Below are 21,794 nucleotides of genomic sequence, written 5' to 3'. Positions count from 1 at the left end.
ATATCCCTTATATTCTCCCTAATTGGCCACTAATGAACTACATTTAAAATAGCGGTTAAATACGCTTGTTCTTATGGCTAAATATCATTACTCTTACAGTTTTATGATCTGCATTTCTCGGAGTGGTACCTACGTGGCGAAACAGCTTAAATTGCTAATATTAAATGCAAGTAATGATGAGCGCCAGACTATTCGTGCCACGCTGGAGAGGCTTAATGTGTTTGAGTTTATTGAAGCCTCAGACAGTCAAGATGCGTTAAAAACCTTAAAGAATCAAAGCGTAAATATAATCATAACCGGCTTAGATGTAGGTAAAATTGATGGTTGGCGGTTTTCACGTATGATCCGCTCTGGTTTACTTAAAACGCCGAAAAACACGCCTATTTTGCTAATTCCGCCCATTTATTGTGAGCGTATCGCCGAAACTACCGCGCGTAGCTATGGTATAGATGCGGTACTGCCTTTTGAACGCCAAGATATATTGCCGCAAATACTAGCAAACGTGTTGTCGAGCCATTTAGAAAAAAGTAGTCGCTTAAACCTATTGTTATTAGAACCCTTTGCCAGCAGGGCAAATGATATGAGTGAACAGTTAAAGCTAAACTTTGCAATTACTCATGTTACTAACGAAAAAGCCGCGTTAAGTGCCTATAATCAGCAGCCGTTTGCTATCGTGCTACTCGATGCCACTGCAGCACAAGCTGAGAGTTCAAATCAATTAGTTGAAAAGATTCTGCAGCATAACCCTCAACAAGCCATTGTTACTATTATTGATAAAAACGATGCCGATTACGCTGAGCAATTATTACTTTCTGGCGTTACCGATTTTATTCGTGCTCCTTACGATCCCTCATTTTTAAATAAAGTCTGCGATCATGCTGCTCGTCGAGAAGATTTTATGGTGAGCTATGCTGAGTTTGCTAATAAGGTACAGCAGCTAAGTATTAGTGAAGTTAAATATCGCGACCTGTTTTCAGCACATCAGCGTATTTTATTGCACTTAAACACGGTTGTACTTGAACTAGACCAACAAGGGAATATTCGCTTTATAAACCCTGCGTGGGAATCTCTGAGCGGCTTTGGAGTTAAGTCGACCTTACAACAACCACTCACTGCATTTTGTACCACTGAACATAAACAGTCATTACAATCAACAATTGATGATATTTTACAAGGTGGTGCGAACAAACAAAAAATAGAAGTTAAGCTGAGCCAAAAAAATGGCAACTCAGTGTGGGTAGAATGTCGGCTTCAGTTAATAAAAAATAGCAGCAATAACGCCACTATCACCGCCACACTCGATAACATTCATGAGCGCAAACAAGCAGAGTTGCAATTGCGCCATTTAGCCCTGCATGACACCTTAACAGGACTACACAACCGTTATTATTTTGACCAACAGCTTAACTATATTTGCCAGAGCGAAAACACCCATACAAATATTGAACATGCGCTTATTTATATTGACCTTGACCACTTTAAAATAATAAATGACAGTAAAGGCCATCAACAAGGTGACATTGTTTTAAAAGAAGTAGCGCAGCTATTTATTGCCAATATAAGTAATGAGCATCTGATCTGCCGTGTCGGTGGCGATGAGTTTGCGGTGATACTTAAAAATACCAATTTATTGGATGCACATTTAATCGCAGAAGGAATTTGTAGTGCCATTGAAGGCAACCAATTTAAATCTGAAGAGCAAATCTATTCAATTAGTTGCTCGATTGGTTTAACCCAAATTACCGCTGATAACTGCGATCCAAATGAATGCTTAAAGCAGTCAGATATTGCGTTATATATTGCTAAAAATTTAGGCCGTAACTTAGTACATTGTTATTCAAAACAAGATGGTGAGAACAATGCGCTGCAAACGGGTTTAGAGTGGGGCCATGGGGTACGTCAAGCACTCCAACAAGACAGCATAGAGCTTCATTATCAACCCATTTGGGATTTTAAAACTAATCAGGTTGCCTACTTTGAAGTACTGCTAAGGTTAAAGCTAGACGACGAACTTATTTACCCTAATCAATTTATTCCCTCATTGGAAATGCTCAACGATACCTTTTTAATGGACCAATGTGTTATTCGTAACAGCATTGCGAGTGTTGCTGCACATCCAGAGCTTCTTCAAATTGCAATAAACTTATCGGCACAGTCATTTTTAGATGAGCGTTTGCTGCCATTAATAGAGTCAACCCTTGAGAAGTATCAAGTGTCTCCTGCGAAAATTATTTTTGAAATAACCGAATCGGCCAGTATTAATAATTTAGCGGCGACACGAAAAATGATTGAACGACTAAATAATTTAGGTTGCCACTTTTCAATTGATGACTTTGGCACCGGCTTCAGTACCTTTAATTACCTTAAACAATTACCAGCCCAACACGTAAAAATTGACGGCTCATTTGTTCGCGATATGCTCAATGACTCCATTGACTTAGCGCTAGTGAAAGCCATAAATGACATCAGTCGCTCACTAGATAAGCGCTCTGTTGCCGAATATGTAGAAACTGCAGAAGTATTTTTTGCACTTAAAGAAATTGGTATCGACTATGGGCAAGGCTACTTTATTGCTCGCCCTGTACCAATTGACAAGGTACTGATTGAGTTAGAGAAAATTAAAAACAACCCTATTTTTTATCAAGACACCCTCACGTCACTATAAACATTAATAAACAAATTTAAGCAATTTATTACTTCCAAATTTGCCCATCTAACCTATACTTTGCTTATCGGCAGCACAATGTCATGAAAATTAAGTGATTACCTTGATTTTACGTGACATCTTTATTTCTTATCGTCTAGATGTCTATACTGTTAAAGGTGGACATAGGGGCATAAGGAGGATGTTTATGACGCAACTAATTACGTTATTATTGTTTATACACTTTGCTATTGCGCTTCAATGTTACAAGTATGCCCAGATTAAAGGCTACCCTGTAAAAACCTTTACAGTGCTTGGGCTAGTCCCGTACTTTAATGTTGTTGTATGGGTTTACTTACTATTTTTACCGCCGCTAGAGAGCTACCACAGCCAGCATAAGCAGCCTCTATAATTCCCCGTGTTATTTAGCGTATTAATTAAAATACGCTTTTTTTTATCTATTTAAAATCAACACTACACTGCTTTTTCAAAAAGACCTCTAGTTGTTGGCTAAACAATTTAAAGTCACGAATGCGCCCTGTTGTTTTACGCCACAATACACCAATATCGCGATAGGCATCGCCTTGCGATGGCGTAGCTAGCATGTTTTTGTTTTCTAAAATACCCGCATTAATCGCCATTTGCGGCAAAAACGTCACGCCAAGTTTATACTCAACCATACTCAATAAAGTGTGTAAGCTAGCCGCCTCAAAGGGATTTATACAGCTAGAGCGATTTAAATGGCACGCACTGAGCGCATGCCCTGTCATACAGTGTTCTCGCTCAAGTAAAAATACACTGGCTTCTGGTAGTAAATTAAAGTCTTCAATGCCTTTAGCTGGTGTGTAGTCTTTATGGTGCACTAAACTAAAGTGATCTTGCGCTAATACTTGGGTATGAAATTTATCGGTTTCGTAGGGCAGCGCTAATAATGCTAAATCAATTTGACCATGCTCTAACTTATCAAGTAACTTATCGCTGGTGTCTTCAATCAGTACCAACTCTAAATCTACAAATGTTTGCTGACAAAAGTGATACAAAGGCGCTGCAATAAAGCTCGCAATCGTAGGAATAACACCTACCGTTAATGTACCACTAAGCGGTGTTAAAAAGCTTTTAGTTAACTCTTTTAAACTAATAGTATCGTTGATTATTTTTCTTGAACGCTCAACCACCTCTTCACCAATAGTGGTAAACATTAGGCTGCGATTTTCTCGCTCTATAAGCTGACATCCTAAAGTTTCCTCTAGGTTTTGAATCGCAGTACTGAGCGTTGACTGACCAATAAAACAGGCACTTGCTGCTCGGCCAAAATGTTGATGTTGATGTACAGCTAATAAATACTGCAGCTGTTTAATACTAGGGAGATTGGTCATTTTTCTTTCCACAAATAAAAAGACCCCAACACCAAGGGCATTGAGATCTTTTCAAGCTAAAAGTCTTTTAAGTACTTTTTATTAAACCCCAAAGGCGGTTCTTAGTACGTAGAAAATAACAATAGCAAGGGCAGCACCAACTGGCAATGTAATTACCCAAGAAACTACAATATTTCTTATTACACCCATGTTAAGTGCGGCAATTCCACGTGCCATACCTACACCCAACACAGCGCCTACTAAGGTTTGTGTGGTTGAAATAGGTAAGCCTGTGCCCGATGCAATAACAACGGTAGAGGCAGCAGCTAATTCAGCAGCAAAACCACGGCTTGGTGTTAAATGAGTAATACCTTCACCAATGGTTTTAATTACTTTTTTACCTAAAATAGCAAGACCGGCAACAATACCTAAACCACCTAGTGGTAATATCCACCAAGCAATAGCGGCTTTCTTCGCAATTTCACCATTGTTTTCAACAATGTTTACAACAGCAGCTAGAGGCCCAATTGCATTAGCAACATCGTTAGAACCATGAGCGAATGCCATACAACAAGCTGTTAGTACCATAAGTACCGCAAATACTTTTTCTACATTGTTAAACTGCATTTCTCTATCCGCTTTAGGATCGATATTTAAACGAGAAATAGCAATTTTACCAATAACAGCAACCAGTACCGCTATACCAATAGAAATAGCAAAACCTTCAACGGTACCTAAATTAATACCAATGTGCTTTAAGCCTTTTTTAATGGTCACAAGTGCCATGATAAAGCCAGCTAAACCCATGTATATTGGTACAAAGCGCTTTGCATTTTTAAGTGGAGCGTCGGTGTCAAAAATCAGCTTTTGCGCACTCATAAATATTAAGTAAGCTATAAAACCTGATATCGCTGGCGTTACAACCCAGCTACCTACAATACCGGCAACTTTACCCCATTGAATAGCCTCTGTGCCTACTGCAACTAGAGCAAAACCAATAATAGCGCCAATGATTGAATGAGTAGTCGATACCGGCCAACCTAAAAATGAGGCCATTAATAACCAACTGCCTGCGGCGAATAAAGAGGCGATCATACCTAAAACCATCAGCTCAGGAATATCGGCAAATGGTGCCGCATCAATAATCCCTTTACGAATTGTTGATGTTACTTCACCACCCGCTAAATAAGCACCTGCGAACTCAAAAATCATCGCGATAAAAATCGCTTGTTTAATGGTAAGTGCTTTTGAACCTACTGATGTACCCATCGCGTTGGCAACGTCGTTTGCGCCAATACCATAAGCCATAAAAAAGCCGACTGCTGCGGCAATTAAAATTAATACCGTGCCGTAAGATGCAATGATATCCATTGTGTAACCTTAATCTTTCGTGTTTGAACTGATTTTAAATTAACGAGCTAACATCAGCTCAAGACGTGATCCTACGCGCTCTGCAATATCTGCAAGCTCGCCAACCCATTCAATGATTTTGTATAAAAACATCACATCAACTGGATTTAGCTCACTTTCTACTTTACGTAGTTGGCGGCGTATTCTAATTTGCATTTCATCCGTGTCTTGTTCTATGGCATCCAATTCTACGAGCATTTTTTCAACCAGAGTTACTTCTCTGCCTTTAAAGCCCGTTTCTAACAATTCTTCTAACTCATTGATCGCTTTAGATGCTTGTTTAGTTGCATCAACACAACGAGTTACGTATGCCAAAAAGTCTTCTTGAATCTCTTTTGGTATGATCATCTCACGACCAATTACACGCCCAGCAATGTCTTTTGCCTTGTTAGCAATTTTGTCTTGTTGGGTTACTAATTCGAGCAGATCTGTACGCTCTACCGGCATAAATAATCCGCCAGGTAATTGTAAACGTATAGTTCTTTTCATTTCATCAGCTTCACGTTCTATATTACGAATGGTTAAACGTAGCTCTTCTGCTTGTTGCCACTCTTCTTTAAAAACATGATTAAAAAAAGGTATCAAACTTTCGCTAGCTTGATGAGCCTTTCTGATGTGTTCTTCTATTGGCTTTATAGGTGATTTTGCAAAAACACCTAAAAAATTTGTTGGCATAACTGACCCTTTAATCAATTCAATATGCTGTTCAACCTGAATTTTACAGCATTAAGCTAGATTGTGAACGCTTTTTCTTATTCAATTATTTACAAAAAATAAAAAAGGCAGTGTATTACTGCCTTTGATATTTTTTAGTTATTCGTATCACTACAGTGATTTTTCAATATCTTCTTGAGATGTATGACGAATATCTTTGCCGTTTACAAAATAAATGACATATTCAGCGATGTTTTGACAACGATCACCGATACGCTCTAATGAGCGAACAGACCATACTAAATCCATAATTTTTGGAATTGAGCGCGGATCTTCCATCATGTAGGTCATTATTTGACGAGTAATTGCTTCATACTCTCTATCTACTTTAGCATCCTCTTTATGCACTTCAAATGCGCGTTGCACATCCATACGTGCAAACGCATCTAAAACGTCATGCAACATTTTAGATACTTGGCGACCCATATTTTCAATGTTTACCAATAAATCTTGTTGATCCTTAGTAAATGAGTCTAGTGCAACTTTAGCAATTCGCTTAGCTTCATCGCCAATTCTTTCTAAATCGGCAATGGTTTTTGCTATTGCAATAACCAAACGTAAATCACTGGCTGCTGGTTGGCGCTTAGCAATAATACGGGTGCAATCTTCATCAATACTGACTTCCATTGCATTAACCTTGTAGTCGTTTTCACGTACTTTTTGTGCCAATACCGCATCGTTTTGGCTTACTGCATCAAGCGCGCTATTAAGTTGTTGCTCAACCAATCCACCCATGCTTAATACATGGTTACGAACATCTTCTAGCTCTTGATTAAAACGACCAGAAATATGTTTATTAATGTTGTGTTCCATAATGACCTTCTTTAATAATTCATTGCTTTCGCGTTTTAACCCGACTAGCCGTAACGACCAGTAATATAATCTTCTGTTTTTTTCTTCGTAGGCGTCGTAAATAAGGTATTAGTATCAGAATACTCAATCAGCTCACCCATATACATAAACGCTGTTTGATCAGAAACACGAGCTGCTTGTTGCATGTTGTGAGTAACAATAACCACAGTAAATTTATTCTTTAAATCATTAATTAGCTCTTCGATTACTAAGGTTGAAATCGGATCGAGTGCTGATGTTGGTTCATCAAGTAGTAATACCTCAGGTTCAATCGCAATAGAGCGGGCAATAACTAAACGTTGCTGCTGACCACCCGATAAACCAAATGCGCTATCGTGCAGTCGGTCTTTTACTTCATCCCAAAGAGCCGCACCACGTAGCGATTGCTCTACCACTTCATCTAGCTTACGCTTTTCTTTAATGCCTTGCAGGCGAAGACCGTAAACCACATTCTCATAAATTGATTTTGGAAATGGGTTTGGACGCTGAAACACCATGCCGACATTACGACGAAGGGCTGCAACATCAACGCTTTTATCGTAAATATTTTGTCCATGCAGCATGATTTCGCCTTCAATACGACAAATATCAACCAAGTCGTTCATGCGGTTAATACAACGTAATAAGGTTGACTTACCACAACCTGACGGGCCGATAAATGCTGTTACTTGGCCTTTAGGAATATTCATATTTACTTTACTCAGTGCTTGTTTATCACCGTAGTAAAGGTCGAGATCTTTAATTTCTAGCGCTTTTTGTTCGTCTGTTAAATTATTTAAATCTAACTTCAAGCTTGGCTTTGCTTGGTTTACTTTTGGAGCGACTGTAATCATGTTTGTTACCTATACTAAATTAATGCTCAAGCGATCTGAATTTTTCACGTAAATGGTTACGTATACCAATGGCTGTGATGTTAAGGGTAATAATAACCGACACTAACAAAAAGGCCGTTGCATATACCAGCGGACGCGCCGCTTCAACGTTCGGACTTTGAAAGCCAACATCGTAAATATGAAAACCTAAGTGCATGAACTTTCTGTCTAAATGTATATATGGGAAGTTACCATCAAGCGGTAACGTTGGCGCCATTTTTACCACACCCACCAGCATAAGCGGTGCAACTTCACCCGCAGCACGAGCAACCGCTAAAATTAACCCCGTCATAATTGCAGGGCTGGCCATAGGAATAATGATTCGCCATAGCGTTTCTACCTTAGTCGCACCCAGTGCTAATGAACCATCACGCACTGTACTAGGAATACGAGATAAACCTTCTTCGGTTGACACTATTACCACAGGCAACGTTAATATAGCCAAGGTAAGTGCCGACCACATCACACCAGGTGTACCAAATACAGGGGTAGGCGATGACTCAGGATAAAATAATTGGTCAACACTACCACCAACCATATAAACAAAGAAGCCTAAGCCAAATACGCCGTATACAATAGACGGAACACCCGCCAAGTTAATAACCGCAATACGGATCATTTTAGTAATTGCGTTTTTAGCCGCATATTCATGTAAGTAAATAGCAGCAACCACGCCAAATGGCGTTACAATCACAGCCATTAACATCACCATAAATACCGTACCAAAAATAGCAGGAAATACGCCACCTTCGGTATTGGCTTCACGTGGGTCATCTGAAACAAACTTACCTAACTGCACAAAGTAATGACCTAGTTTAGCAAAAAAGCCCATATCGTTTGGAAACCATACATCCAACACTTGATATAGCGGGATTGTAACAACCTCACCACGCATATCCTTTACGGTTACTTGGTCACGTTTAGCCTGTTTACGCAGTGCGAATAACTCTTTTTCTAATTCGCCATATTTCGTACGTAAATCAGCACGCGCTTGAGCAAGTTCAGCAACACGTTCGTCGGTTAGCTCGTTATCAAGCAAGTAGGCTTTTTCCTGTAAACGTAAACGCTCTAGCTCATAGTTAATATGCCCTATGTCGCCATTTTGTAAATCAAGCGCTTCGTCGTTTAAGTCAACCGCACGCTCTACAAGGTCATGTAAGGTTTCAACTTTATCTGCTGTTACCGTCTGACCGTCTTTAATGACGCTTTCTACATACCCGTAAAAATTACCGTTTTTGCTGCGCTCAAACACCGCAAGTGCTTTAGGCGCTGAGCTTTGTTTGATATCGGTTTCGAGTATCCAGCGAAAATCTAAATCAACATACTCACGGTTACCCGTTTTAATTAGTAAACGCTCAACCTCGTCTTTTTCAAATTTAGAAACATCAATACCGGTTGCCGCTAAACGCGACTTCGGTACTAATTCACGGTCATAAATTTCACCAATAACGGTTTGCTTAGCAATTGAACCTTCAAGCTCATACTGCATAACTTGAGATGGCCAAAAAAAGCTTAGTCCCTTCCATGCAATCATGGCGAGTAAACCAATTACTGAAATTAAACTGATGCTGACAGCACCACCGGTCATCCAAATCCAAGGAGAACCAGACCTAAACCACTGCTTTACCATGTCGTGTTTCTCCACTTACATTGAGCTGTATTTTTCACGCAGCTGCTGACGAACAAACTCAGCAACTGTGTTGAAAATAAAGGTGAATATGAATAATACAAAGGCGGCTAAGAATAGAATTCGGTAATGCGAACTCCCTACTTCCGACTCAGGCATTTCGACGGCGATATTAGCGGCTAAGGTACGCATGCCTTGGAAAATACTCCAATCCATAATTGGGGTATTACCGGTAGCCATAAGTACAATCATAGTCTCGCCTACGGCACGGCCTAATCCCATCATTACTGCAGAAAAAATACCTGGGCTGGCGGTTAATAACACCACACGAATTAGGGTTTGCCACTGCGTAGCACCTAATGCTAACGAGCCATTTGATAAATGTTTAGGCACACTAAATACCGCATCTTCGGCAATTGAGAAAATAGTTGGAATAACCGCAAAGCCCATCGCGATACCCACTACTAATGAATTACGCTGATCGAAGGTCATGCCTAATTCATTAGTTAGGTATTGACGCACATTGCCATCAAACATCCATAACTCAATACTTTCGCTCATCGCAAACGACAACCAACCAATAAATAACACCACTGGTATTAATAAAATTGAATGTGAACCTTCAGGGATTTTATGGCGAATAACCGCAGGTAATTTATTCCAGCCTAAAGCGGTTGCTAAAATACCCAATGGCAGTAACACCAGTAAACCAACAATAGCCGGCAAGTGCTCTTCAATTAAAGGCGCTAACCACAAGCCAGCTAAAAAGCCGAGTATTACCGTAGGCAGAGCTTCCATTATTTCAACCGTTGGCTTTACCACACGGCGCAATTCGCTCGACATAAAATAAGCAGTATAAATAGCGGCTGAAATAGCAATAGGTACAGCAAATAACATTGCGTACATAGCAGCTTTTAAAGTACCAAATGAAATTGGCACTAGTGAAAACTTCGATTCAAAATCATCACTGGCAGAAGTAGATTGCCAAATATAGCCGGGCTCAGGGTAGCCTTCGTACCATACTTCTTGCCAAAGCGCTGACCACGTTACTTCTGGATGCTCGTTATGAATTTCTAAAACCGTCAGCTTGTTATCAGCTAAAATTAGCGCCGCATTTGAACGCGGAGCAATAGCAAACTGTTCAATTTCACCATCACTGACTTTACCTTGCCATAACTTTGCTTCGCTGGTGGTGTAATAAAGCCCTAATTCACCATTTTGACCCGTTGTAAAAAAGGTACGACGATAAAACTCAGTAAAAATATTCAGCTTGCTTTGTTTGGTAGTTTCAAACGAACGGATTTTTTGAAATTCACGCCCTGAGTCTGTGTTGATTTCAAACCACTGGGATATTTCACCGTTATCATTGGCCAACATCAGTGAGTTTGCACCAGCCAATAGTTGCGATGACACTATATTCGCGTTTTCTTCATTGGCAGATAATAATTGAATTTGCTCAACTTCACTTGGGTAGCGGGTATCGAATACGTAAATTTGATTGGCAGAACGAACAAATGTGCGGGTGGTATCTGGCGACATTAATAGCTCATCTACGCGACCATCAACGTTAAGCTCGGTGCGCTCTACTTGCCATTCAACTTCACCGGTAAACATATTTTCTTCGGCTACAAAGCTACTAAATACCACACGTTTATCGGCAGTAAGTGCCACAACGGCTGTTTTGTCTTCATAATGGCTAAAGGCAAAACGCTTAATAGCGGCACCTTGCTCATCAACTTCGAGTGCCATTTCACCCAGTGGATAACCTAAACGCGGAGTTAGCTTACGCTCATTATTAGGGAAGGTGACTAAAAACTTAGGTGCTACAATTGTCACTGTGCCATTTTCTAAACCATACGCATAATGCCCTTGAAAAGGAGCACTATTTGCAAAACTGGTTACCTGCGCGGGTAAAGTAGCATTAAGTGTTTTTAGTTTTTTACCAAACTTTGCTTTATCAACACTGTAGAAGTTAACTTGACCTTGATCATCAAGTAAATAAGCAACCTCAGTTTGCTCCTCAACACCAAGCCCTACTATTTGCTCAGCATTAGCAACATTAAAGCTAGCGCGTTTTTCAACTTTAGCTGACTCGAAAATAGGCTGCACTACATAAAGAAGGTAAAAGAAGATCAATAGCAGTGCTATTAATACCATTATACCGCCTGCGGTTATGCCAAACTTAGCAAACCGGTCTTTAAATAGACGGCTTCGATCCGTATTAAAAGTCGGTTTATTCGGATTTGAAGTCATCAAAACACCCTTATATCTTAACGTTGGGCGCATTATATTTCATCAAAGTGACAGTAATGTTACAGTCGTAATAATTCTTTACTTATATAGGGTCTGTTTGTCTTTGCAGATTAAACTTTCAGCTTTATGAGTGGATTTTAAGCAAAATCACGATTTTAAATAAGATTAAAGTATTGTTTGTAGTAGTGATTGTATTTATTTATACGTTCTTAATGAACTAAATCAATTATTAATTGGACAAACTATTTATCCAAGACAATACTCTATGGGCATCTAATATAACAACAACAAAGTAACCTCTTAAGATGTAACAATCCTTTTGTGGTTAGCTTTTACATACATTTAGAATCACATACATTAGATAGCATCACTTAATGCCTATGCATTTATTTTTTCATTTGGGCTTAAAAAGAGAACTATTATGAAGCAGTTGGTAATAACTATTTTAGGGGAAGATCGCCCCGGTTTAGTAGAAAGTATTTCATCGGTTATATTGGAAAACCATGGCAATTGGTTAAGCAGTAATTTGAGTCACTTACTCGGGCACTTTGCAGGCATTATACAGGTTGAAGTGGCTGAAGAGCATTTACAGACATTTCAAAATGCGCTCAATGGGCTTCCTAAGTTAGATGTTCGCATTGAAAAGGGCAACACTGAAATTGAGCCTGTAGAGCTTGAGCAACTTAACTTTGTGATCACCGGTAACGATCGCCCTGGTATAGTGCAAGAGCTAGCAAGTGTTATTCGCCATAAAGGCGCGAACATTACAAACTTAAACTCTAGGCAGCAAAGTGCGCCAAACTGGGGAGTGCCTATATTTAGTGCTGTTGCCACCGTGAGCCTGCCTAACGGATTGAATAAAGAAGAAGTTATTAATGCACTTGAGTCAATTACGAGTGACTTAGTGGTTGATGTAGAGCAAAGTTAAATCAGCTCTATTATCATGAACACGAAAAAGGCGCTAATTATAGCGCCTTTTTTATGCATAACACCCAGTGCTACATGTCTGCATGACGATTAATACTTTGCATCATCTGCTTCAAACCTTGCTCTTCGAGCTGTAAGATCTCCCCTAGCTTTTCTTGAGCCTCTGGTGACTGCGCTTTATCTGCCAAATAACTGTATGCATTTAATACTTTTTGATGCTGCTGAGATAAATACTCTTGAATCGCTAGTTCATCTAGCTCATTACTGCGGTCTAAATCAGTAAAGCTGATGATTTCTGAGTGCTCTGAAAAATATTCATAGCAGTATGTATCTAAAGTATTTATTTCAGTGATTGCTTTAAAGCCAATTAAATCCTCAGCGAGTTTTTTTTCATACTCAACACAATAATCGATTAACTGTTTGTTATGCTCTCCAAGTAAATCCCTTACGCTAAAAAAATTAGCCGCCATTTGTGTATGAAACTGAACGGTCCAATCGAACACTTCTTGAATTGTTTTAACTTGCATGTGCGTTCCTTACTTTTTAAAACCTATTGATTAAATAGATGCGTGAATCATGCCAATAAGAAATGCAATAAAATCAGTAGATAAAGAAAGGATTGCCTAACTTGTACTGATATTTTCAGTACAAGTTACACAATCAGTGTAAATATTATAGGTTGCGCTTTCGCCACAATAAATACACAGCAGGCAATACCAGCAATGTTAAAACAATGGCGCTAAACATACCGCCAACCATGGGGGCGGCTATTCGGCTCATTACTTCACTACCCGTGCCTGTGCCATAAAGCACCGGTAATAAGCCAATCACTATGGTTGCCACTGTCATCATTACCGGACGTACTCGTAGACCCGCACCTTCTAGTATCGCCTGTTTAAGCTGCTCTATACTCAAGCTTTTACCCATTTTAGAAGCAGCCTCTACCTGCGCTTTATAGGCTTGGTTTAAATACACCAACATTATAACGCCTATTTCTACGGCCACCCCAGCAAGGGCAATAAAGCCGACCCCCACAGCAACAGAGAAGTTAAAGCCTTCTAAGTACATTAGCCAGATACCGCCTATCATCGCCAGTGGTAAAGTCGCCATAATAATAAATACCTCGGTGAAACTTCTAAAGTTAAGGTAAAGCAGTACTACGATAATGGCTAAGGTAAGCGGTAACACATAACTCAGTTTGGCTTTGGCACGCTCCATGTATTCGTATTGCCCTGCCCAAGTTATAGAGTATCCAGCAGGTAAAATTAGCTGCTCGTTTAGTAACTGCTGGGCATTTGCTACATAGCTACCAATATCGGTATCTTTAATATCAATAAAGCTCCAACCATTTAAACGGGCATTTTCACTTTTTATTCCAGGTGGGCCATCACTAATAAATACATCCGCCACATCAGCAAGTGCGATACGTTGACCCGTTGGAGTAACAATAGGTAAAAGCATCAGTTCTTCAGGGGAGTCACGGTACGCTTGCGGATAACGAAGATTAACCGGGTAGCGCTCTTGACCCTCAACCGTTTCAGTCACGTTCATACCACCAATAGCGGTTGCGACTACTTGTTGCACATCAGCAATATTTAAACTGTAGCGCGCTGCTTTTTCACGGTTAATATCTACCTTAATATAACGTCCACCCGCTACACGCTCTGAATAAACAGACGCCGTACCGGGAAGATCTTTAAGTAACACCTCTATTTGTTGACCTATTTTTTGAATCTCATTCAAATTAGGGCCCGCGACTTTTATACCCACAGGGGTTTTAATCCCAGTAGCCAGCATGTCTATCCGCGTTTTAATTGGCATTACCCAAGCGTTAGTTAACCCAGGAAACTTAACTAAAGCATCCAGCTCTTGTTTGAGCTTTTCAGTGGTCATGCCTTCGCGCCACTGAGCCTTAGGCTTAAACTGTATAAAGGTTTCAATCATGGTCAGTGGTGCCGGATCGGTTGCCGTTTCCGCTCGTCCAATTTTACCAAATACGGTTTTTACCTCGGGCACAGTGGCAATCAATTTATCGGTTTGCTGCAATAGCTCGCGCGCTTTACCTATTGAAATTCCTGGGTAAGTAGTCGGCATATACATTAGATCCCCCTCATCAAGAGGTGGAATAAATTCACTGCCTATTTTATTTATCGGATAAAAGCCCACTAAAGTGATAACTAGCGCAATCAGCAAGGTGCTTTTTGGAAATTTTAATACTAGATTTAACAGCGGCTTATAACTATTTACCAGTAAACGGTTAACTGGGTTTTTATTTTCAGATATCACCTTACCACGAATGAAATAACCCATCAGTACGGGTACTAAGGTAATTGCTAATCCAGCAGAAGCTGCCATTGCATAGGTTTTTGTATACGCTAATGGCGCAAACATTCGTCCTTCCTGAGCTTCTAAAATAAATACCGGCATAAAACTCACTGTAATTATTAATAAGCTAAAAAATAACGCAGGCCCAACTTCACTGGCAGAGTCAATCACCACTTGCCAACGGTTTTCATCTGTTAGTGGCTTTTTCTCCATGTGCTTGTGCATATTTTCAATCATCACAATCGCACCATCGGTCATAGCACCAATCGCTATAGCAATCCCGCCTAATGACATGATATTGGCGTTAATACCCTGCCAGTACATAATAATAAAAGCGGTGAGTATGCCTAACGGTAAGGTAATAATAGCCACCAACGATGAGCGTACATGGAATAAAAACACCACACACACTAAAGCCACTACAATAAGCTCTTCTATCAATTTAGAAGTGAGGTTATCAACTGCGTCTTTTATTAAATGAGAGCGATCGTACACAGGTACAATTTCAACCCCCTCTGGTAGCCCTTTTTTAAGTGACTCTAATTTAGCTTTAACGAGCTCTATGGTTTTTTGCGCGTTTTCACCAAAACGCATAACCACTACGCCACCTGCCACCTCGCCTTCGCCATTAAGCTCGGCAACACCGCGGCGCATTTGCGGACCTAAACGCACATTAGCAACATCACGTAACTGTAGTGCAGTACCGTTAGCGTTTATACCTAAAGGAATGGCTTCTAAATCAGCAACACTTTTTACGTAGCCAGTACTGGTTACCATGTATTCAGCTTCTGCCATCTCAACTACCGATGCACCCATTTCTTGATTGCCTTGCTTAATGGCAGTTTGAATAAGGCTTAGCGGAATACCATAAGCACGAAGCTTATCGGGCTGAACGTTTACTTGGTATTGTTTGACCATGCCGCCTACCGATGCCACTTCGGACACACCGGGTACAGTTTGCAGTTCAAATTTTAAAAACCAATCTTGTAAACTGCGTAATTGGCTTAGGTCATGCTTACCGGTGGTATCAGTGAGTGCATATAAATACACCCATCCAACGCCGGTGGCATCGGGGCCAAGCTCTGCAATTGCCGTACTAGGCAAACGGGCAGATACTTGACTTAAATATTCCTGAACACGACTTCGTGCCCAGTATAAATCGGTGTCTTCGTCAAAAATAACGTACACGTAGGAGTCGCCAAAGAAAGAAAAACCGCGTACTGTTTGCGCCCCAGGTACCGATAGCATTGCCGTGGTAATCGGGAATGTAACCTGATCTTGCACTACTTGCGGCGCTTGCCCGGGATAAGAGGTTTTAACAATAACCTGTACATCTGATAAGTCGGGTAAGGCATCTACAGGCGTGTTTTTTGCAGCAAACAAGCCGCCACCAACCAGTATTGCGGTCAGTAATAAAACAAAAAAACGGTTAACAACAGACCAGCGAATAATTGCAGTAATCATAACCACTCCTAGTGATACTGACTGTGCGTAGCATGCACAGGCGTTATTGTATGAATCACAAATTCACCTTGCTCAATGCTAAAGGTAAAAGTAACTTCATCATTAGGCTTAAGCATCTCAGTCATTACATTTTTTGCTAGTATAAAGTCCATTGTTGCAGGTCCTCGGCCCCACTTTTCAATTGCCTCACGGCTGATATTCACGATTCGATTATTAGCATCAATACTATTAATTACTCCATTCACAGTTGCCGTATTTGGGTTGGCATCACTCATTTGCATACTGTTATGCGAGACTGCTTGCATACGTTTAAAGTCAGAATTTTTACTCGACTCTGAATCAATTAAAAACTGTGCTGAAGTAACCACTTCATCGTCTGCCATAACACCTGATAAAATTTCGGTATTCGCCGCATCACTTCGCCCTAAAGTTACCTCGACCGATTTAAAACGACCTTCCCCAAGTGCAACTACAACACGGTTTTGGCTACCAGTGCGAATAACAGCTTCTTTAGGTACGATTAAATGTTTTTCAGCTACTTGACTATGAATACTGACTTGAGCAAACATATTAGGCTTTAACTGATGGCCTTGGTTATCAAAGCGCAAACGCACTCTTAAAGTACGATTTTTAGCATCTAAGGTAGGGTAAATATAATCCACTTGCCCTTGCCAACGTTGACCACTTAAATAATCGAGTGTCATGGTTACAGGCAAGCCAACACGGATAAGTTCTGCTTGGCGCTCAAATACCTCAGCCTCAACCCATACTTCATCAAGCTGAGCAATACTCATCATTGAGGTATCAGGTTTAACATAAAATCCTTCGCGAATATTAAGCTCATCAACAACACCACCTTGGCGGGCATAAAACGTTATGTTTTGCAGTACTTGCTGGCTTTTTTGCAGGCGTGAAATGAAGCCATCAGACACATTGAGCGATTTTAATCGGGCTTTAGCGGCACGAATTAGCACCGGATTATTGCGCTTTAACGCCAACACAAATTCTTCTTGTGCATTCACTAACTGTGGTGAATATAAGGTATAAAGTGGCTCATCTTGTTTAACCTGATCACCCGCGGCTTTAACGTATAAGGTTTCGACCCATCCCTCTACCCGCGGATGAATATGAATTAGCTGGTCTTGGTTGTATTGCACATAACCTACCGTGTTAACTTCATTTTCAAGTGCAGCAAACGCAACAGGGGCGGTGCGCACACCTAAATTATTAATCACTGTGGGTGAAATTTTAATACTGCCAGGCCCTTCATTTGCGCCACTGTCTAACTCTTCGTAAACAGGCACTAAATCCATGCCCATGGGCGATAAACCAGGTTCGTCACGACGATAATTACTATCCATAGGTGCCACCCAATAAAGCGGCTCTTTTTTACTACTGGCTTTACTGTCAGTTGGCATAGAGTGCTCACTAGGTAAGCTTAATAATATCCCCGTAGTTAATGCCGCACTACATATAGCCACCAGTAATAATTTTAAATTAGTATTCATAGCTCGGCTCCTACTGTGGTGTGTTTTTTAAGCTGGTATCATCAGCACTGGCGTAATAATTTAACCTTGCAATAATTATCTTTTGATCAACATGAATGTTTAGGGCGTCTATCTTGGCATTTAATTGACTAATACGCGCTTGCATCACATCTGAGAAATTACCATCATCGCGAGTGTAGGCATTTAGGGTCGCTTGAGCTTGCTCAGCCATTTGCGGCAGCAGCTTGGCTTGATAAAGCTCGGCGCGCTGATGAAGCCGCGCTAACTGGCTAACTTCCTTAAAGTACATCCCTTGTAGCTTTTTAAGGGCTATTAATTTTTGTGTTTTAGCTTCTTCGCTATCAGCAATGGCAGCATTTACTAGTTGGTCTTGGCGGTTATCGGTAAACAGCGGTAAATCAATACTTATACCCACAGAGAAAAGGTCTGCTCGCGAGCCACCCATTGGCATGTCATCACGATAACCGTACCCCATATTAACGCCAATTTGCGGTTTATAGCCTTGCTCAGCCACACTAATTTGAGTTTGCTTTGCCACTATTGCATTATCCATTGCCATAATTGCAGGGTGCTTTAATAGCATGGTCATTAATTGCTGATACTCTAACTCGGTGTAGTTTTTTAATGCTGTAAGCTCTGAAAAGTCATCACTGACAGGCTGGCTCAGCATAGCGATAGGCAACCATTGTGTTAGCCGCTTTTTAGCACCTTGTAGCTGCTGCTCCAGTTGTATTAATTTATCTTCAAGGCGGGTTAACTCTAATTGCGCTCGAATAATATCTTGTTGGCGTGTTTTGCCCACCGAGCTTACATAGCTTGATTCTGTAATATCAATGAGCTGGGTAAACAAAGCTTTATCTTGCTCAATTAGTGCAATGCTTCGTTGCGCTCTATAAGCATTGAGCCATGACTCAGTAACTATGGTTTTTACTTGCGCGAGTCTATCTTTGCGCAGCCAAGGCTCTGCTGCAGCTGACTGAGAAAGGGCCTTTTGTTGAAGTGCTAGGCTATCGCCTCGGCTCAGTGATTGGCTAATTCCCACCTTAAATTGGGTCATATTTTCTTGATCAAAAGCAAAACCATTAGTTGGTAGGTTCATTAACCCTAATGTAAGCACTGGATCAGGTAAGGTTCCTGCAGCAATACTTTTTGCTTCAATTGATGATTGTTTTTGCTTGCTAGCTTTAAGCCAGGGCTCATGGTTTAAGGCATAGTTAATTGCCTCATTTAAACCTAGTTCAGCACTGTGTACAGAGACACTAATACTCAACAAGCTACTTATACACACGGATTTTAATACTGCGAAGTGATTCATCACTTGCTCCACTTAAATTTAAAAATAACGAATGAAAACGATTAAATTTATAAGCAGATAGATGACAATAAGCTAAATAACTAAATTTTAAATACACCTACCCTGCGATTATGCAGGCATAGGAGGACGGTAAAGAGAACGTGCAAAGTTAACTTGATGCTGTATTACAGCATGTTGCACTTTTTCAGAGGGTAATTTGGAGGCTATAAATAGTGAGTTTACATGCAAGGCTGAATGCGAACTACAAGCACTCATCGGGCAACTGCAATCTTGGGTTAACGTGCTTTGCTCACTACAGCAATCCATAGACAGGGTTGTTGTATCAGCGTCGTCACTCATTGCCATCTTACTATGCTGCATCGATGCATGGGTTGCCATGTTCGTATGCGGCATATCACATACCATAGATACAGACGCAACGGCTTGACCCACAAAAGTGAGTAGCAAAGTTAGCGTGAGTAAAATACAGTAAATACGTTGCAATGAATTAACCTAAAAATAAATAGACGTTTAAAGTTTATGGGAACTGTGTTTAAAACTCAATAATTAACTGGTTTTTACTACTGGCTTTATGAAGCTACTGGCCGCAATGGCGAACAAGCAATAGCCGGTAAAATACCAAAAACCAGTACCAAACTCAGCATGCATATTAAGTAAATCTTCTGAGTTCGCGTTTGCATTACCAGCCATGTAAGCCACTATTAATGCAATAACAAACACATCCACCATACTCCATTTACTTAAACCGATAATCACCTTACCAAGATTGTGCTTAAACGAAGTCTCCTTCAGCACACAATACAACAATTGAAGCAGCAGCTTAATTGTTGGGATCACCATTGAAAAAAACGCCACTAATATCGCCACTAAGTAGTTTTTGTTATCGGCCAGTTCGTTAACGGTGCCCCAAATACTGCGCGTTTTTTGATAAGCGCTGATCTCGCCTTCAAGTTTATCTAACCCCAACATACTCGAGATCATCATTAGCATATTACGGGTGTTTTGATTCCCTTCATCTGCCAACATTTCAATGCCCGCCTCAGCAAGTTTAGACTTATCAATTTTACCTTCCATACTCAGTACGGGCTGAGTCACCCCGGGAATTAATAAAGCTAAGGCAATTAAAATAGTGGTAATAGGTAAAAATAAACGCATGGTGTAATACTAAGTAAAATCAATATGTGCCAATCATACCCAAACGTTTTGCGTTAGTCTTGCTCAATAATAGTGGCCAATAGTTCATCCGCATACTGGCGTGCATCCAACATGGCGCTAAATACGGTCTCAATATTCGAGGCTGGGCGAATAGTTTCTAACAACTTTTTAGCCAATTGCCAATTATCTTCCTCTACCGCTTTTATTAAATGTAAAGAATTACCCATCATGCCTTCAAAACTTAATAGTGCACCGGATAACTCAGCCCCTAAACTAAACTCTTTAGCAATAGCTTCCAGCTCCATATCTAAAATAGCATCAAGCACCGACATTAAGCCGACTAAATAACCTTGTTCTGCAATGACTTTTCCGCCTGGTTCTAAAATTATTTGCATGAACTGCGCTCGACATAAGCCTAAACGAGTAAGTTCACTGGGCTTGTCTGAGCCAAGTTCGCTTAGCGCCAATACTCGTACAAACTTTCTAATAGAATCTTCCCCTAAATACACAACCGCCTGAGGAATAGACGTTATCACTAAATTTTTATTAGCAGAGCGAGCATTCACTAGTTTTAGGACGCGTGCAGTCAAACCGACATCTTTAGAAATGCGTAGATTAATTTCATTAAAGTCTAAATCTGTGCGGGATGTGCAACGCAGTAAGTCTAAAACAGCCATTTTTAGAGGTTCGATACTGTTGTAACTTAACATTTCTGGATGTGCAAAAAAGAACCCTTGAAAATAATCGCATCCAACCTCTTTAAGCTGCCTAAATTCATCATAGGTTTCAATTCGCTCTACCACTATTTTAATATTAGGAAAATTGCGTTTGAGCTTTTTCAGCAACATGCTGGTTTTTATTACGGGCTCTTCAACTTCAAGCTTAATATAATCAACCAAACTGAGTAATGGTTGCCATTTTTCATGTGAGTCGTAGTCATCTAACGCAAATACATATCCTGCTTTTTTTAACTCTGTCACTCTCTCAACAACAAGCTCTATATTTTCAGTGCGCTCAACAATTTCAATTACAGTATTCTCAGGCTGTAATAATTTAGGCAAATCCTCTAAAAGCCCCTCGCTCGATAAATTAATAAACGCAGTTTGATTGAGCGTTAGCTTTTCTATGCCAACCAGCATTAGCGCATTAAAAAAAAGTCGCCCAGTGGCTTGCCCGTCAGTTGTTCCTACAGGAAAAGCATTATTAACTGAATCGCGATAGAGCAACTCATAAGCAAAAATACTTTTATCACCGTCAAAAATTGGTTGCCTAGCAATATATTGAGTAACCAAAATAGATGAATTTTTTACCTCTAGATTATTTGGCATTAACCTTCCTACTTAACAGTGATGTCATCATTATTTTTTATTATT

General features: G+C 40.2%; 17 protein-coding genes. 3 read left to right on the top strand and 14 right to left on the bottom strand.

Annotation, left to right across the window (positions count from 1 at the left end):
- Window positions 1-133: 133 nt before the first annotated feature.
- Window positions 134-2,665, top strand: a complete 2,532-nt coding sequence (locus tag AN392_RS07945; protein ID WP_054202635.1) for an EAL domain-containing protein — start codon at window positions 134-136, stop codon at window positions 2,663-2,665.
- Between the two features lie 187 nt (window positions 2,666-2,852).
- Entirely contained in the window at window positions 2,853-3,056 is a 204-nt protein-coding gene (locus tag AN392_RS07940) for a hypothetical protein (protein WP_010391740.1), read from the top strand.
- 46 nt (window positions 3,057-3,102) lie between these two features.
- Here AN392_RS07940 and AN392_RS07935 read toward each other — a convergent pair whose 3' ends face one another.
- The 7 genes from AN392_RS07935 to AN392_RS07905 all read right to left on the bottom strand — a co-directional run bounded on the left by AN392_RS07935 (window position 3,103) and on the right by AN392_RS07905 (window position 11,727).
- A complete protein-coding gene (locus tag AN392_RS07935) occupies window positions 3,103-4,020 on the bottom strand; it encodes a hydrogen peroxide-inducible genes activator (RefSeq protein WP_010391738.1) in 918 nt (305 codons plus the stop codon).
- Window positions 4,021-4,101: 81 nt separating this feature from the next.
- Window positions 4,102-5,370, bottom strand: coding sequence for an inorganic phosphate transporter (locus AN392_RS07930; RefSeq protein WP_055012403.1), 1,269 nt, complete (start codon window positions 5,368-5,370; stop codon window positions 4,102-4,104).
- 39 nt (window positions 5,371-5,409) lie between these two features.
- Window positions 5,410-6,084 (bottom strand): TIGR00153 family protein, encoded by a 675-nt coding sequence (locus AN392_RS07925; RefSeq protein WP_010391736.1) that lies wholly within the window; start codon window positions 6,082-6,084, stop codon window positions 5,410-5,412.
- 150 nt (window positions 6,085-6,234) lie between these two features.
- Window positions 6,235-6,936 (bottom strand): phosphate signaling complex protein PhoU, encoded by a 702-nt coding sequence (gene phoU, locus AN392_RS07920; protein ID WP_010391735.1) that lies wholly within the window; start codon window positions 6,934-6,936, stop codon window positions 6,235-6,237.
- A 44-nt stretch (window positions 6,937-6,980) separates the two neighbouring features.
- Window positions 6,981-7,808: a phosphate ABC transporter ATP-binding protein PstB gene (gene pstB, locus AN392_RS07915; protein WP_008114812.1), complete on the bottom strand. Its 828-nt coding sequence runs from the start codon at window positions 7,806-7,808 to the stop codon at window positions 6,981-6,983.
- Between the two features lie 19 nt (window positions 7,809-7,827).
- On the bottom strand, window positions 7,828-9,477 hold the full coding sequence (gene pstA / locus AN392_RS07910) for a phosphate ABC transporter permease PstA (protein WP_054202637.1): 1,650 nt from the start codon (window positions 9,475-9,477) through the stop codon (window positions 7,828-7,830).
- A 15-nt stretch (window positions 9,478-9,492) separates the two neighbouring features.
- A complete protein-coding gene (locus AN392_RS07905) occupies window positions 9,493-11,727 on the bottom strand; it encodes an ABC transporter permease subunit (RefSeq protein ID WP_055012402.1) in 2,235 nt (744 codons plus the stop codon).
- Between the two features lie 421 nt (window positions 11,728-12,148).
- Between AN392_RS07905 and AN392_RS07900 the strand changes: the two genes are divergently transcribed.
- Complete coding sequence (locus AN392_RS07900) at window positions 12,149-12,655, top strand: glycine cleavage system protein R (protein WP_010391731.1); 507 nt, start codon at window positions 12,149-12,151, stop codon at window positions 12,653-12,655.
- Between the two features lie 70 nt (window positions 12,656-12,725).
- Here AN392_RS07900 and AN392_RS07895 read toward each other — a convergent pair whose 3' ends face one another.
- From AN392_RS07895 to AN392_RS07865, 7 genes are all read right to left on the bottom strand, one after another.
- The gene (locus AN392_RS07895) at window positions 12,726-13,181 is read right to left on the bottom strand and encodes a hypothetical protein (RefSeq protein WP_010391728.1); all 456 of its coding nucleotides are present in this window, start codon (window positions 13,179-13,181) and stop codon (window positions 12,726-12,728) included.
- Between the two features lie 145 nt (window positions 13,182-13,326).
- On the bottom strand, window positions 13,327-16,443 hold the full coding sequence (locus AN392_RS07890) for an efflux RND transporter permease subunit (RefSeq protein WP_054202639.1): 3,117 nt from the start codon (window positions 16,441-16,443) through the stop codon (window positions 13,327-13,329).
- Window positions 16,444-16,451: 8 nt separating this feature from the next.
- Window positions 16,452-17,951, bottom strand: coding sequence for an efflux RND transporter periplasmic adaptor subunit (locus AN392_RS07885; protein WP_055012401.1), 1,500 nt, complete (start codon window positions 17,949-17,951; stop codon window positions 16,452-16,454).
- A gap of 10 nt (window positions 17,952-17,961) precedes the next feature.
- Window positions 17,962-19,266: a TolC family protein gene (locus AN392_RS07880; protein ID WP_055012400.1), complete on the bottom strand. Its 1,305-nt coding sequence runs from the start codon at window positions 19,264-19,266 to the stop codon at window positions 17,962-17,964.
- 108 nt (window positions 19,267-19,374) lie between these two features.
- The gene (locus AN392_RS07875) at window positions 19,375-19,749 is read right to left on the bottom strand and encodes a hypothetical protein (protein WP_055012399.1); all 375 of its coding nucleotides are present in this window, start codon (window positions 19,747-19,749) and stop codon (window positions 19,375-19,377) included.
- Window positions 19,750-19,812: 63 nt separating this feature from the next.
- Window positions 19,813-20,421 (bottom strand): paraquat-inducible protein A, encoded by a 609-nt coding sequence (locus AN392_RS07870; RefSeq protein WP_010391723.1) that lies wholly within the window; start codon window positions 20,419-20,421, stop codon window positions 19,813-19,815.
- A gap of 53 nt (window positions 20,422-20,474) precedes the next feature.
- Window positions 20,475-21,749: an EAL and HDOD domain-containing protein gene (locus tag AN392_RS07865; RefSeq protein WP_055012398.1), complete on the bottom strand. Its 1,275-nt coding sequence runs from the start codon at window positions 21,747-21,749 to the stop codon at window positions 20,475-20,477.
- Window positions 21,750-21,794: the final 45 nt, after the last annotated feature.

Origin of the sequence: Pseudoalteromonas sp. P1-16-1b (genome assembly GCF_001401785.1) — a bacterium.
GTDB classification, from domain to species: Bacteria; Pseudomonadota; Gammaproteobacteria; order Enterobacterales; family Alteromonadaceae; genus Pseudoalteromonas; species Pseudoalteromonas undina.
Note: the sequence above shows the minus strand (reverse complement) of the source record. Positions and strands in the feature narration are given on the sequence as shown.